Origin of the sequence: Natronomonas sp. (genome assembly GCF_046483325.1) — an archaeon.
In the GTDB taxonomy this organism is placed as follows: domain Archaea; phylum Halobacteriota; class Halobacteria; order Halobacteriales; family Haloarculaceae; genus Natronomonas.
In genome coordinates this window covers 54,376-68,694 of record NZ_JAWODL010000007.1, presented here as the reverse complement: position 1 = coordinate 68,694, position 14,319 = coordinate 54,376, and the positions used below count along the sequence as shown (strand labels likewise).

Here is a 14,319-nt window from a genome sequence, read left to right as displayed (position 1 = left end):
ACTCAGATCCAGGGGACCGATCTCTCCTGCAGTTCGCCCGCGACCGACCGCCGCATCGTTTCCGCGACGCTCTCGGTGTTCGCGAGCGCCCACATCAACTTCACGTAGGCCGTCTCGGGGAGCGTATCGCCCGCCTCGACGACGCCGGCGTCGAGCAGGTCGCGGCCGGTGTCGTAGACGCGATCGCAGACCCGGCCCTCGATGCACTGGCTCGTCATGACGACCGTCGTGCCGGCGTCGGTGAGTTCGTCGATTCGGTCGATCCACTCGGTGTTGACGTGGCCGAGCCCCGTGCCTTCGAGCACGATTCCCGACGCGCCGTCGGCGAAATCGAGCCGAGCAGGATCGGTCCCCGGGACGAACTTGAGGAGTTCGACGTCGGTGTCGAGACCGGGGCGGATGTCGAGGTCGGTCGTGTTGCGACCGGACACCTCGCGTCGGAACTCGACGTCACCGGTCACCCACTCGACGCGGCCGAGCGGCGTCGCGCCCACGGTCTCGAAGGCGTCGCGTCGCGAGGTGTGATTCTTCCGGACGCGGGTGCCGCGGTGGAGCGCACACGCGTCGTCGGATTCGGTCTCGTGCATGCAGACGAGCACCTCCGAGTGATCGGCTTTCGCCGCTTCGACCGCGCAAACCGCGTTCATGACGTTATCGGAGGAGGGCCGGTCGGCGGATCGCTGACTCCCCGTGAGGACGATCGGGACGGGTGAGTCGAGCATGAACGAGAGCGCCGCTGCCGTGTACTGCATCGTGTCGGTGCCGTGCATCACGACGACGCCGTCCGCGCCGCGTTCGATCTCCTCGTGGACCGCCTCGGCGAGGTCGATCCAGACGGTCGGCGTCATGTTTTCCGAGAGGATGTTCGCGACGACGCGACCGCGGTAGTTCGCCCGCGCGGCGAGTTCGGGGACGGCGCGAAGCACGTCCTCGGCGTCGAACTGGGCGGTCACCGCGCCGGTCCGGTAATCGACCGTCGAGGCGATCGTCCCGCCCGTCGAGATGAGTGCGATCGTCGGGAGGTCGTCGTCGAAGGTGATCTCCGAGTCGCCCTCCGTGTCGCCGGCCGATTCGATGTCGTAGGTGTCGCGCTCTAACACGTCGACGGTCGCGTCGGCCCTGTCGATACCGACGTTGTAGCCGCCGTCGAGTTTGACGACGAGTTCCTCGTTCGTCGTCGAGGGCAACAGTACGCCCTCGTAGGTAGTCCCGGTTCGATCGACGCGGATACGATCCCCTGCGTTCATACGGCTCTCTACCGGCCCGTTCGACTTGAAAGGCTCCCTTCGTCGGTCGGCGCGACGACGGTTCAGATAACAGAAGTCGAGACGTTCGAGGTGAAGCACTCTCCTCATCGGTCAGGGTATCGGTGGTTTCGGATACGTGGCGGGAGGCGTCGAGTACAACAACGTGATTGACATCCTCCTCCGCCTTCAGGCGGAGGAATCCCGACTGCAGTTGGGAGATTAAGATTTGCAGTCCACCACCTCTGTCCGAGGTTGGAATCCTCGGGAGAGGTCATGAAAGTAGACTTCGGGCTGTGCCAACCAGCCGGTACTCCTATCCTCGTCCAAACTGGCCGAAGACTCGGAGTTACTTTCGCCGTTGATGTCGAGACGGAGGTTCTCTGCCCCGTTCACATCAGCGTTGAACGCATCGTCGTGTTCCTCGCACACGTACAGACCACGCTCAACACGCTGACTGTCGTCTTTCCTACCGCAGACCCAACACGTTTTGCTCGTGTCACGCTCTGAAACTTCTACGACTTCGATGCCCTCGACTTTGGCTTTGTATTCGAGGATGTTGGTGAAGCGGGCGAACGCCCACCCGTGTAGGTCGAGATTCCCATGCCGACCCCAATTCTTCGACTCGCCGCTCTCCTCCTCACGGACACCGGCGAGTTCCCCGACGTTGATTCGCCCCACTTCTTTCTCGACACACCTTTCTACGATGTGTTTCGCTAACGAGTGGAAGAAGTGCGTGCGGCGCTCCGACCACGTCTTGTGAAGGCGAGTGGCTTCTTGTCCGCCTGAATCGTCGCACTTGGCGATTTCTTTCGGGAAGTAGTACCCGTCCTGTTTCAGGCGATTGCCGGGATAGAGGTCGGATTGTTCGGTGCTGTATGCGACCGCTGTGAAGTTGCAGATGCCGAGGTCAACACCAGCTGTCTCGTTACCGGGAGCTGTGGGCGTCTCGATCTCGTCCTTACAGACAAGGTGGAGTTCCCACTGCTCTTTGGCCTTGTCGTAGACAGCGCGAACTTGGTGTAGGTTCTCGACGGTGACACCGGGGCGCGTTTCGTATTCGACAAGGATGTATTCCCACGCTTTCGGGTGTTCCTTGTGATTTGCGCCCTTCGAGAGTCAGACACGGTTGTTCTTCGTGTCGTGCTTGATGCCGTTTTGCTTCCACGTCACGGTGGAACGGGGATGTTCTTCGTGGACGCGGCGGCCTTGGTCGTCGTAGTAGTTTTTCTTGCGGTAGCCGGGCGGATTCGCTCTATTATCGGACTTCGTCTTTTCGTACCACGAGCTGAAGGCTTCAGCGAGTTCCTCCAGAACGCGCTGACTGGACTGCGAGTGCAGTCCTTTGTATTTGGTGTGACCTTTCAACTCGTCTTTGAGGTCGCCGTGGTCGGGTATCTCGCCTGTGTCTTCCCACACTTGCCGGGAGTGGGAGTTGGCGACGTTCCAGAGTTTGCTGGCCGACCACCCGTGCCGGTCGAGCGAGTCCTCTACCTGTCCGTGGTTGAGGATTTCCGCTCGATGGGTGCGGTGAACTTCCAGCATTCTAAACGCCTGTATAAAAGGCGGGTGAGTCAGCTCATGAAGAGCCGACGGTCGGCTCGTTCGTGTGTCATGCCCATGATGTCCGTCAGCGGGGCAAACGAATACATCTCGTCGAGGTCGGCGTCGCTGTAGCGGCTACAGACGCGTTCGATCACCGGGAACAGAGCCGATAGTTGAGACTGAATATCGGTGTGACCGAAACGTCCGAGTCGCTGGGCCGCGCCGAGCAACCCCGTCACCGAGGAGTAGCCTCCAACGATGGCGGCCTCCTCGCGACCGACGCCGGCGCGCTGGCAGACCACCCCGAGGACGACGGGATAGTGGCCCGCGGTTCTGCCGTCGTCGACGGCCGCCGCGTGGTCAGCGAGGAACGCATCGTCGGCTGCGCCAGCGAAGAACGGCTCTTCGGTCGTCGACAGGAGATCCAGCAGCTTCCCGCCGGCCTTTGTCGAGCTTTCGCGGAACTCCGCGGGCAGCGTCGCCGCCGCCAGCCGTTCGTCGGCATCGAGCACTCCGGTGAAGTCGCCGTTCGCCGCGGAGCGATGGGCGTGAGCGAGCGCCACGGTTTCGGCCGGGCCGATCATTCCGTACAGGTAGCCCTCGACGAGCTCACCCAGCTCCTCGGCGGTTTCGACGTACCCCTCGTTGAGGTACTGCTCGATACCGTAGGAAGCGGTGTAGGTCCCCACTGGCAACATCGAGTCGGCCAGCCGTAGGGCCATCAACAGCGACGTCGACTCAGTCATGCTCCCTTTCGTGACCGTGCGGAACGTCGTCAGCGTGGTCCCCGTCGCGGCCGTGGTGATGGTCTCCGTGAGCATGATCGCTCCTCCTCGCGTCGTGACCGGGACCGCCGTGACCGTGGTCGTCACCGGTCCCCCCCTCAACGAACAGTGCAGCATTGACGGTTTCATAGCGGGTCGTCGCGCCCGCCGGGAGGTACTCGCCGAGGACGGATTCGATGATCCGACGGTCGGCGGCAACCGGGACGTGGACGATGTCGTCCTCAACCGCTACGCCCCAGTGTTGGTTACCGATCCGGTGGCCGAGTTCAATCGCCGCCGCTAGACTCCCGTCGCTCGGCTCCGGCAGTTCGATCACGAACGCCTCACGCGGCTCGAAGGCGACAACGACCGCGAGCTCCGATTCATCGACGAGCACGTCGCCGGCGGTCAGCTCCGGTTTGTCGACCAGTATGCCGAGATCCGTCCCGGAATCAGTCTCGACCCTAAGACGTGACTTTCGCCGATCGGCACCGTCCAATACGACTCGTTCGAGCGTGCCCGCATCCTCGTGATCGTCGATCCGCGCCGCAAGGTCGGCGTCGTCGTGGACGTTTCCGACGACCCCGTCGACGCGCCTCATCGACCCCTCCCCGTCGGTTTGCCGACACCGACCACGTGTCTCCGAGTCTCGTCCCACGCCGCCTCGAGAGCGTCCGTCACGTCGGCGCTTCGGTCGCCAAGTAAACGGACGGTCAGGCCGGCGTCGTCGGTCAGCGCCGAGACGCCACCGTATACCGCGTCGACCGCCGCGATCCGGTCGTATATCCCTTCGGTCAGTCCGTCGAGGTCATCCGCTGTCGGCGCGAGGACGTACAGCGTGCCGACGACGCCGTAATCGCCAACGGTCGCCGGATTACGTGGATCGCGCTCGGCAGGCCGGAGATCGACTGCGTCCGCACAGACCAACGAACCGTCGATCGAGGCCTCCGTACGGCTGTGGTAGTGATCGAAACCGAACGGTCGGTGGGCCGACAGCCCGTCAGGAACGAACACGTCGCCGATCACGACGGTCGCGTCGGTCGCCATCTCGACGGTGGTCGTCTGGAGACAGCGGGCGTTCTCGTTTACGATCGTCGGGCCGGGCAGATATTCGAGATACGCGCCCGACTCGACGACCAGCGTCGCGTCCAGCTGCGCGAAGCTGGCTTTCATGCTGTGGACCTTGGTCGCGCTCTGGGTCGTCACGTGAGCGCGTGCGCCCGGACGAGCCTCGACCGTGAGGCTGTGACGGTCCCCTTGGGCGACGCCGCCAGTCGGCTCCTGAAGACAGATCGTCGTCAACCCATCGACCGGGTCGCCGTCGAGCGTTCCAGTCAGGTGGTACGGCACCTTGACGAAATCCGACACCAGTCGCGTGGGATTGTCACCCTCGCGGGACACGATCAACTCGGCGATCCCGTGTTTGCCGTGGCCGAAGGCGGGGGCTTGCGCGAGTTCCTCCCGCCGATATTCACGGAACGCCGGGGGAACGGCTGCGTCGGCCGGTACCTCCATCATGGTCACGCGAACAGAACGCTCCGTTCGATCGACTCGATCACGTCGCCGACACCCTCCCCCGTCTTGCAGTTTGTGAAGTGAGTCGGTTGCTGACCGCGAACCTCGGCGGCATCCCGCCGCAACACGTCCATGTCGGCATCGACGTACGGCGCAAGATCGATCTTATTGATCACCAGTAGGTCCGCCTGCGTGACGCCCGGCCCCCGTTTACGGGGGATGTCGTCGCCCTCAGCGACCGAAATGACGAACATAAAGTAGTCCGCCAGCTCGGGATTAAACGTCGCTGCGAGGTTGTCGCCACCGGACTCAACGAGCACCACGTCGAGTTCCGGATGGGCTTCGGTGAACTCGTCGATCTTGGCGAGGTTCATCGAGGGATCCTCGCGGATACCGGTGTGCGGGCACGCGCCGGTTTCGACGCCTGCCACGAGGTCCTCGGGCAATCGACCCGCGAACGCCTCCCGAAGCCGATCGGCGTCCTCCTGGGTCATGATGTCGTTGGCGATGACACCGACGTTGTACCCCTCGTCGTCGAGTTCGGGTACCAGCCGTTTGACGAGTGCGGTCTTCCCCGAGCCCACCGGGCCACCGAGTCCGACGGTTGCGACGTCTCTGTGGCTCATTATTCGATCTGCTCCCGGCTGTCGCTGCGGATCGGGTCGTGGACCGTCACGAGCTTCGTGCCGTCAGGGAAGGTCGGTTCGACCTGCACCATGCCGATCATTTCGGGGACGCCCTCCATGACATCCTCACGCGACAGCAGACTCGTCGCCTCCGAGCGTATTTCCGCGACGTTCATCCCCTCACGGGCGCGCTCACAGACCCAATCGGAGATGTAAGCGACCGCCTCGGGGTGGTTGAGTTCGATACCGCGTTCTTTCCGGCGGCGAGCGAGTTCAGCCGCCATGAATATCGTAAGTCGTTCGTTGTCCTTCGGTGAGAGTTTCATAGTGTGTACTTTTGGGTGAGCGGAAGCTCTTCGGCCGGGTCACAGGTGACGTGTTCGCCGTCGACCTCGACCTCGAACGTCTGGGCATCGATCTCGATGTTCTCCGGACAGTAGTCGTTGTAGAGCATGTCGGATTTCCCGACCTCGCGGGTACCTTCGACGGGTCGTACGGTCGAATCCAGACCGAGTTCCTTCTCGATGTTGTTCTCATACGCGGCCTTGCTCACGAACGTCGTACTCAGGGCGGTTTTCGCCTTGCCGACCGCTCCGGCACGCGACCGTTGCATCACGGGCTCGCAGGTCATCAGCGAGCCGTTGGCCTCGCCCATCTCGCTGTGAACCGGAAAGCCGCCCTTGATCACGTACTTGGGCTTGATACCGAAGAATTCCGGCTCCCAAAGCACGATGTCGGCCATCTTTCCCGTCTCCAGAGAGCCGATGTACTGGTCGATTCCGGCGACTTTCGCGGGGTTGATCGTGTATTTAGCGACGTAGCGTTTGATTCGGGCGTTGTCCGCGCCGGTCCCCTCGTCGGACGACAGGGGCCCACGCTGGGCTTTCATACTGTGTGCGGTCTGCCACGTCCGGCAGATCACCTCGGCCATCCGTCCCATCGCCTGCGAATCGGAGGTCATCATACTGATCGCACCCATATCATGGAGTACGTCCTCGGCGGCGATGGTCTCCGAACGAATCCGGGACTCCGCGAAGGCGACGTCCTCCGGGACGTTCGGGTTGAGGTGGTGACAGACCATCACCATATCCAGATGCTCGTCGAACGTGTTGACCGTGTATGGCATCGAGGGATTAGTCGAGGATGGTAGCATATGCTCGTACGCGATCAGTTCGAGTACGTCCGGAGCGTGGCCGCCGCCAGCGCCCTCGATGTGGAACGTATGGATCGTCCGGCCGTCGATCGCCTCGAACGTATCCTCGACGAACCCCGACTCGTTGAGCGTGTCAGTGTGGATACAGACTTGGACATCCTCCTCATCGGCGACGTCGAGTGCGGTGTCGATGACCGCGGGCGTAGATCCCCAGTCTTCGTGGAGTTTGAGACCGGCCGCCCCCGCCTCGATCTGCTCGTAGAGCGGCTCCGGCTCGCTGCTGTTGCCCTTGCCGTAGAAGCCGACGTTCATCGGCCACTCCTCGGCGGCCTGCAGGAACCGCTTGATGTTCTCCGGACCGGGTGTGCAGGTGGTCGCCCCGCCACCGTAGCCGCCGCCGAACATCGTCGTGATCCCGCTTGCCAGTGCGTGCTCGAAGAGCTCCTTGCTGTTGAAATGGACGTGAATATCGAACGCGCCGGGCGTCGCGATCAGTCCGTCGGCGGGGACGGCATCGGTGCTCGCCCCGATGACGAGCTCGTCGTCGACGCCGTCCATCGTATCCGGATTACCAGCCTTTCCGATGCCGGCGACCGTGCCGTTCCGAACGCCGATGTCACCCTTTTCGATCCCGAGGACGGGATCGACGACGACGACGTTGCTGTAGACCCAGTCGAGCGTGCCCTCTGCTTGGGTGGTACCCGGCTGCATTCCCATCCCATCGCGCATCGTCTTACCGCCGCCGAACACCGCTTCGTCGCCGTAGGTCGTGTGATCGGTTTCGATCTCGGCGAGAAGGTTGGTATCGCCGAGCCGGAGGCGGTCGCCTTCGGTCGCGCCGAACAGACTGGTGTAGGCCTCACGGGACAGCTCGCGGCTCATTTCTCGATCCCCAGATACCCCGCCTCGGCAGCACGCTCGAAGGCGCGTTCGCGGACGTCGTCGTCGTCGAGCGGGCCGTCGACCAGACCACCCATTCCGCGGACGATCCGGTTGCCGCCGTAGGCCACGAGGTCGACGTCCTCCTCACACCCCGGCTCGAACCGGACGGCCGTTCCAGCGGGAATGTCGAGTCGCATGCCGTAGACCGCCTCGCGATCGAACGACAGCGCGCGATTACACTCGAAGAAGTGAAAATGCGAACCGACCTGAGCGGGTCGATCACCGGTGTTTTCGACAGTTACCGTCGTCGTCTCGCGATCAGTGTTGATCTCGATCGGCTCGTCGGCCGGTAGTAGCTCCCCTGGGACGAGTTCACTCATCCGCCGACCTCCGTCCCACTCGTTCCATGCTGTCGATCAGTCGTATTAACATACCATAAAACGGTTCACAGAAGTCAAATAAAACGCTTTCTTTTGGTGTAATCCAGACAACGGTATTGAGTGTATGCCCGCTTAAATTCAATCTAGATCTAATTAATTGGCCATATGTTTAGTGCGTCTGAATGCCCGGTCAAAGCGATTCGATCGAGCTCAAACGACGGAGCGGGGCTCTCGACGGGACCGCGTCCATGTCAATCGCCGAGCCGGCTACGGGCTTCCGCGACGGTCAGCGGAACGGGGTCATCGTCCTCGAACAGCCTGACCACCTGCGGCGGCCGTAGGTTACACTCGGTCAGCAGCGACGGATCAGTGAGGATCTCCCGAGTCGACCCGGCGGCGACTACCGAGCCGCCGGCATCGAGGAGCAGCACTCGATCGGCGAGGTGAGGGAGCAGTTCGGTATCCGGCGTCGAGGTGACGAGCGTCACGCCGTTGGCCGACAGCTCCGCAAGCAACTCGAGGATCGCGTCCCGATTGGCCGCGTCGACGTTGCTCAGCGGCTCGTCAAGCAGCAGTACCTCCGGTTCGACAGTGAGCGCGCTCGCCAGCGCCGCCCGCCGTTGTTCGCCGCCGCTGAGCCGAAAGGGTGGCTTTGATAACAGATCGGCCAGCCCCAGACGGTTGGCGACCGTCTCGATCCGCCGGTCGACGACCGCTTGCGTGACTTCCTGCTGGATTGGACCGTAGGCCAGATCCTCTCGCACCGTCGGGTTGAACAGGTAGTCGGCGGGATCCTGTGTGAGCACGCTCAGACGATCGCGGACCGAATCGGCGTCGGTCGTCTCGCCGAAGTATCGCACAGTCCCCGTTGCAGGCTCGATCAGCCCCCCGAGTAACTGCAAGAGTGTGCTCTTGCCGGCTCCGTTGGGGCCGAGAAGCGCGATCCGATCGCCACGGTAGACAGAGAGGTCAACTCGTTCGACCGCAGTCGTTCCATCGGGATACGCGTAGCTCAGCCCGTTCGCCTCAATCACGGACTCGGCATCGACAGCGGGCGCGACGTCCCCAGCCACTGGATCGGTGTCATTACCATCGTCAGTCATGCGGTCATCACACCGACGACGGCAACGACGACCACCAATCCGAAAGCGATATCGGCTCTATTAAATCGATCGGTCGGCCGTCGGGGGATTCCACCGGTGCCGCCGCGAGCGCGGGCGGCCCGGCCGACGCGCTCGCCGCGCTCGAGACTTCGCAACAGGAAGGTCCCAACGAAGTTCCCCGAGTCCCGCCACGTCCGCCGGAGATCGGGATCGGCGAGCGTCCGGCTCCGGCGGGCTCGGACCATCCGTTCGAGTTCGGCAAAGAACAAAAGTAGAAACCGGTAGGTGATCGCCAACAGCAACACGGCGATCCGCGGGACCCGGAGCCGATCTAACCCCGATAGCAGCGCCGAAAATCGAGTCGTTAACAGCAGCAGCGAGAGGAAGCCGACACAGGCGGCGACCCGAACGATGAACATCGCCACGTAGCCGACGCCATCAGCTGACAGCCACAGTACCGAGAGCCGTGGGCCGTCCATCAGGATCGCTTGGGGGGCGACGACGACCGCCGCGATCAGCGGTGGCCCGGTCAACCGACTGAGGAACGTGCGGGCAGGGATTCGGGAGGCGATCGCCAACAGCCCGGCGAGAAGAACCAGCAGGCCGAGGATCCGGAGCTCCCGCTGGAGAGCAGTCACCGCGATGAGCACGAACACGCCGACGAGCTTCAGACTCGGCGCGACCGCCTGCAGAAAGCCCCGCCGGTCGGGAACGTCCTCAGTCAGGAGGAACCATTGGACTCGGGCGGCGACCGCCGCGACCGTCCGATCGAGGGGATCACTCCGCATTCGGTTCGGTTCCGAGCAGCCGACCGATCACCACGGCGGCGACAAGCGTCAGCGCCGTCCCGACGACTGCGGCGACGAACGTGGCGGCAGCATCGCTGAGCCCGGCCACACCGTAATCCGGCATGAGGGCGATCTCGACGGGTTCGGCACTGTCGACCGCACCGGTCGCTTCGGCGGCGTTCTCCATCGGTTCGGCGTAGCCGACCACTCCGGCAGCCCAGCCGAACGCCGGTGTGAGAAGCGTTAACACAACCAGTACCGCCAGCGCACGCGGCAGCCATCCCGAGAGCCCGTCGCTCACGAGGGACCCACCTCCGGATCGGCGGTCGGTCGTAGGTCAGGCCGTGCCTCAGCGAGGTAGCGGTAGACGACGGCCGTAATGCCGCCCTCGATTAGTCCGAGCACGAGGTGCCCGACGCCCATGATCGACAGCGTGGTCAACAGCTGGTACTCGAAGGCCGACGAGAGTCCAAGTTGGAGCCCGGCGGTCAGCGCGCCTGCGGTGATCCCCAGCCACCCGGCGGCGAAGGCCGCCCGGAACTCGCCGTAGGGCGCGAGCAGTCGATAGATCCCATAGCCGACGTAGACCTCGACGATGGCCATATTGAAGATATTGGCTCCGAGCACGACGAGACCGCCATCACCGAACACCAGCGCCTGAATCGTCACGACCGTCGCCACACACAGCGAGCCGAGGTGCGGACCCAAGAGGATGGCGGCGAACGCGCCGCCAACAAAGTGAGCACTCGTCCCGCCTGGAATCGGCCAATCGAGCATCTGAGCGGCGAAGATCCCCGCAGCAACGACGCCCAACAACGGCGCGCGGCTTTCGGATACCGTGCGGCCGACGCGGTGGGCGGCAAAACTCAAGATCGCCACCGAGAGCGCTCCGAACAACACCGCGATCGTTACGTCGATGTATCCGTCTGGTATATGCATATTCTCCGTATTTTTTGACCGGGCAATAATACTTTTGAATCACGTGATATTATCGGACTGGAACAACCATTCATAAGTGTATTCGAAGAATAATTCGACGTATGCCCGACGAAATCGATCGGATAAGCCTCACACTGCCGTCGTCGATGATCGGTCGGCTCGATGGCATCGTCGACGATTGGGAGTACGCCAGCCGCTCGGAGGCGATCCGCGACTCGCTGCGAGATTTTTTTACGGCCTATGAATGGGACGCGGGCGAGAGCATCCCACATCACGGTACGATCGTCGTTGCCCACGATCACCACGTCAATGGACTGGCCGACGACCTCCAGACGATTCAACACGAGATGACCGACATCATCACTTCGGTCCAGCACATCCACCTCTCACATGACGCCTGTATGGAGACACTGATCGTCAACGGGGCGAAACGGGAGATCACGGAACTGGCCAACCGGTTGCGAGCGCTCAGCGGCGTCCAGCAGGTCAAAGTCATGATCGTTGACGAGTAACACTGACTGGGACAACGGTTCGTAGGATCGGGAGACGAATCCCTCTGACCCTCGAAGCCGGGGAGGAAGCCAACACTCCACTCGACAGCACGTCCGACGGCAAAGACGACTCCCCTACTGTTAGAATATCAACCGAATTATCAATTTTAAATAGTATTTTGTAATATTATAAGTTCGGTGCTATTCGCTCCGAAAAGTCGTTGACGACTGGGTGCAGAACAACGAGTTACGGCCGCCCTACGATATCGAGTCGGATCACTTCGGCCGTGATAAGCCGGTGATTCAAATCAATGACAAACATCGCTGGCCTACGTCGCTGTTATCACCAAACGAACGAATTTTCGCACAAGAGATCGTTTCAGACCAGAAGCACGCAGTTTCGGATATCGGAGCTACGCGAACTCTGGGCAAAACAATAGCTCGGCGACACAGTAGTCTTGGTCAATGATATCACACTTCTGAACAGTCCTCCTACGGCTCGTTCCCGATCTCGGGTGAATCATTAAAATAAATTACGATTGATAAATATTTAGAATGATAAGATCCTAGTTATATTTTGATTCGGATATACTTAGCCATGTGCAGCCGATGACCGCAGAAACATGGCTGTAAGCCTTCGCAGCTTGCTGGGGTTCGCTTAATAAGCAATATAGAAAATCAAACCAACGAGCAAGGTCGTGTACGTCGTGTGAGTTAATGCTCCGTAGAGCGCATCTCGATCGCTCCACTATCAAGTACCGTCGCCGTCCACTCGGGCGTGATAACGACTGTGCTGTCGAACTCGTCGACGATAGCTGGACCCTCGATGATGTTTCCAGCACGGAGTTGCCCTCGGTCGTATCGGGGAACGGTCCGTTGTTCGGGTCGAAGAGACGTGCCAAAAAATACGTTTGCCGTCTGAGTCCGTGCATGTGATGGGTCTTGACCACCAGTTTCGATGGGGGCGGCTTCATATTCTGCGCTCCTCGCGGTCGCGGCGACGCGGAGGTTGAGAACTTCAATGGGATCGTCTTCGAAGTAGTGGCCGTACTCGGCTTCGTGTTTCTTTTCGAAGCGGTTGCGAACCCGACTCCGCCAGTCGCCCTCGACTCCGTCGTACTCAATGTTGAGCTCGTATCCTTGGTCTTCGTAAAGACAGTCGATGGTGGTCCGGAACGTCGCCTCATTTTCAATATCAACACCGTCGTCACGGAGCTGGTGGGCGCCTCGTTCTGTGAGGTCGGCGAACCGCTCTTCTATCGCCGAGGCGTCCACGTCGCTCAGACGCTGGCTGACGGTGACTTGATTGTCATACTGGATATCACCGGTCAGAAGCCCTCGAGCCGAGGCGATTCCCGGTGACGGTGGGATCAACACATTTGACGTCTCAAGATCGGCGGCGAGATCAGCTGCGTGCATCGGTCCAGCCCCTCCGAACGCGACTAGCGTGTACTGGCGCGGATCGTAGCCGCGCTGCATCGTCTGTTCGCGAATTGCCTGATACATGTTACTGTTTGCGACCTCCAGCACCGCGAGTGCGGCACGTTCCACCGTCTCGAATCGCTCTTGATCTATCGTATCCGATAGATTTCGTTTGATTACTCGACGAGAGAGGCTAGAGTCGATATCGACCTCTCCACCGAGGAAGTCGTCGGGGTCGATTCGCCCGAGCACGATCTGCGCGTCGGTGATCGTCGGCTGGTCGTTCCCGGCACCGTAACAGGCCGGGCCCGGATCTGCGCCCGCTGATTTTGGGCCGACGTTGAACCCTTGGGCTTGGTCTACCCAGGCGATCGAACCGCCGCCGCTCCCGATTGCCTCGATGTCGAGCATCGGCGTTATCGTCGGATAGTTCCCGATTTCGCTGTCACGTGGGTCACGTTCGAGCAGCCGTCCCGGATGGACCGAGATATCAGCGCTCGTTCCGCCCATATCGAAGGTAATGAGCTTCTCCTCACCAACATTTGAACCGACGAACTTGCCGGACAGCACGCCTGCGGCCGGGCCCGAAAGAAGCGTCGTCACCGGGCGCTTGCTCACTTGCCGGATGCTAGCTACTCCACCGTTGGACTGCATGATGAGTACATTCGCGTCAGTGAACCCTTGTTTGTTTAATTTTTTCTCTAATCGCTCGAGGTAGCTCGACATGACCGGCGCCAGCCGGGCGTTGATCGCCGTCGTGGAGAAGCGTTCGTACTCACGAAACTGGGCCACAACTTCGTGTGAGGTGGAGACCGATATGTCTGGATACTTCTCCTTGATGAGTTCCTTGGTTCGCTCCTCGTGAGATGTGTTCAGATAGGAGTGCAGATAGCAGACTGCGATCGATTTCACTCCGTCCTTGACGAGTTCGTCGGTCGCCTCCAGTACCTGATCCTCGTCGAGTGGCTCGACGACTTTTCCTGGGGGGTATACCCGTTCGGAGATTTGCTTGCGGTGGCGACGCTTGACAAGTGGGTACTTTTGATGAGGGATGTAGTGTTGCAGAGAGAATGTGTGGAGCTTCCGGTGGCGACCGATGTGGATAATATCTTCGAACCCCTCCGTACAGAGCATCCCCGTTTTCGCCCCTTGGTGTTCGATGACCGCGTTCGTCCCCACTGTCGTGCCGTGTAAGACGGTATCGACTGCGGCTGGATCATAACCGTTTATTTGACATATTTGACTGACTCCATTGGCAGTCGATTCAGCGGGATCTTCGGTCGTTGGAAGCTTGTATGTATACTCTTCGCTGTCTGCCGTGAGGATGATATCCGTGTTGGTCCCGCCGACGTCCGCCCCGATGAGAACATTGTCATGGTTCATTGTACCACAGAGTACCTACTAAAAAGGGAGCATACGCCATATTAAAATTTTCCATCGGCGCAACCAGTATTCGAGCTGCCGTGC

Annotated in this window: 14 protein-coding genes and 1 pseudogene; 1 reads left to right on the top strand and 14 read right to left on the bottom strand. The window is 61.1% G+C overall.

Annotated elements, in window-relative coordinates; genetic code table 11:
* Positions 1-2 precede the first annotated feature (2 nt).
* From gatD to R6U53_RS01215, 13 genes and pseudogenes are all read right to left on the bottom strand, one after another.
* The gene (gene gatD, locus R6U53_RS01275; protein WP_410320564.1) at positions 3-1,247 is read right to left on the bottom strand and encodes a Glu-tRNA(Gln) amidotransferase subunit GatD; all 1,245 of its coding nucleotides are present in this window, start codon (positions 1,245-1,247) and stop codon (positions 3-5) included.
* Between the two features lie 219 nt (positions 1,248-1,466).
* Positions 1,467-2,789: pseudogene (locus R6U53_RS01270) on the bottom strand (RNA-guided endonuclease InsQ/TnpB family protein).
* Between the two features lie 29 nt (positions 2,790-2,818).
* On the bottom strand, positions 2,819-3,535 hold the full coding sequence (locus tag R6U53_RS01265) for an urease accessory protein UreF (RefSeq protein ID WP_410320583.1): 717 nt from the start codon (positions 3,533-3,535) through the stop codon (positions 2,819-2,821).
* Positions 3,528-4,154 (bottom strand): urease accessory protein UreE, encoded by a 627-nt coding sequence (gene ureE / locus R6U53_RS01260; protein WP_410320563.1) that lies wholly within the window; start codon positions 4,152-4,154, stop codon positions 3,528-3,530. Before ureE ends, R6U53_RS01265 begins: the two co-directional genes overlap by 8 nt.
* Positions 4,151-5,068 carry an urease accessory protein UreD gene (locus R6U53_RS01255; RefSeq protein ID WP_410320582.1) on the bottom strand — a complete coding sequence of 306 codons (918 nt, stop codon included), beginning with the start codon at positions 5,066-5,068 and terminating at the stop codon, positions 4,151-4,153. Before R6U53_RS01255 ends, ureE begins: the two co-directional genes overlap by 4 nt.
* A 5-nt stretch (positions 5,069-5,073) precedes the next feature.
* Positions 5,074-5,694: an urease accessory protein UreG gene (ureG, locus tag R6U53_RS01250; RefSeq protein WP_410320562.1), complete on the bottom strand. Its 621-nt coding sequence runs from the start codon at positions 5,692-5,694 to the stop codon at positions 5,074-5,076.
* The gene (locus R6U53_RS01245; protein WP_410320561.1) at positions 5,694-6,020 is read right to left on the bottom strand and encodes an urease subunit gamma; all 327 of its coding nucleotides are present in this window, start codon (positions 6,018-6,020) and stop codon (positions 5,694-5,696) included. Before R6U53_RS01245 ends, ureG begins: the two co-directional genes overlap by 1 nt.
* On the bottom strand, positions 6,017-7,729 hold the full coding sequence (gene ureC, locus R6U53_RS01240) for an urease subunit alpha (protein WP_410320560.1): 1,713 nt from the start codon (positions 7,727-7,729) through the stop codon (positions 6,017-6,019). Before ureC ends, R6U53_RS01245 begins: the two co-directional genes overlap by 4 nt.
* A complete protein-coding gene (locus tag R6U53_RS01235; protein WP_410320559.1) occupies positions 7,726-8,109 on the bottom strand; it encodes an urease subunit beta in 384 nt (127 codons plus the stop codon). Before R6U53_RS01235 ends, ureC begins: the two co-directional genes overlap by 4 nt.
* Positions 8,110-8,360: 251 nt before the next feature.
* A complete protein-coding gene (locus R6U53_RS01230; RefSeq protein ID WP_410320558.1) occupies positions 8,361-9,212 on the bottom strand; it encodes an energy-coupling factor ABC transporter ATP-binding protein in 852 nt (283 codons plus the stop codon).
* Entirely contained in the window at positions 9,209-10,000 is a 792-nt protein-coding gene (cbiQ, locus tag R6U53_RS01225; RefSeq protein WP_410320557.1) for a cobalt ECF transporter T component CbiQ, read from the bottom strand. Before cbiQ ends, R6U53_RS01230 begins: the two co-directional genes overlap by 4 nt.
* Positions 9,990-10,301: a PDGLE domain-containing protein gene (locus R6U53_RS01220; RefSeq protein ID WP_410320556.1), complete on the bottom strand. Its 312-nt coding sequence runs from the start codon at positions 10,299-10,301 to the stop codon at positions 9,990-9,992. The genes cbiQ and R6U53_RS01220 overlap by 11 nt, the downstream gene beginning before the upstream one ends.
* Positions 10,298-10,939, bottom strand: coding sequence for an energy-coupling factor ABC transporter permease (locus R6U53_RS01215; protein ID WP_410320555.1), 642 nt, complete (start codon positions 10,937-10,939; stop codon positions 10,298-10,300). The genes R6U53_RS01220 and R6U53_RS01215 overlap by 4 nt, the downstream gene beginning before the upstream one ends.
* A 101-nt stretch (positions 10,940-11,040) precedes the next feature.
* Between R6U53_RS01215 and nikR the strand changes: the two genes are divergently transcribed.
* A complete protein-coding gene (nikR, locus tag R6U53_RS01210) occupies positions 11,041-11,451 on the top strand; it encodes a nickel-responsive transcriptional regulator NikR (protein WP_410320554.1) in 411 nt (136 codons plus the stop codon).
* Between the two features lie 693 nt (positions 11,452-12,144).
* Here the strand turns inward: nikR and R6U53_RS01205 are convergent.
* On the bottom strand, positions 12,145-14,235 hold the full coding sequence (locus R6U53_RS01205; RefSeq protein ID WP_410320553.1) for a hydantoinase/oxoprolinase family protein: 2,091 nt from the start codon (positions 14,233-14,235) through the stop codon (positions 12,145-12,147).
* Positions 14,236-14,319 lie beyond the last annotated feature (84 nt).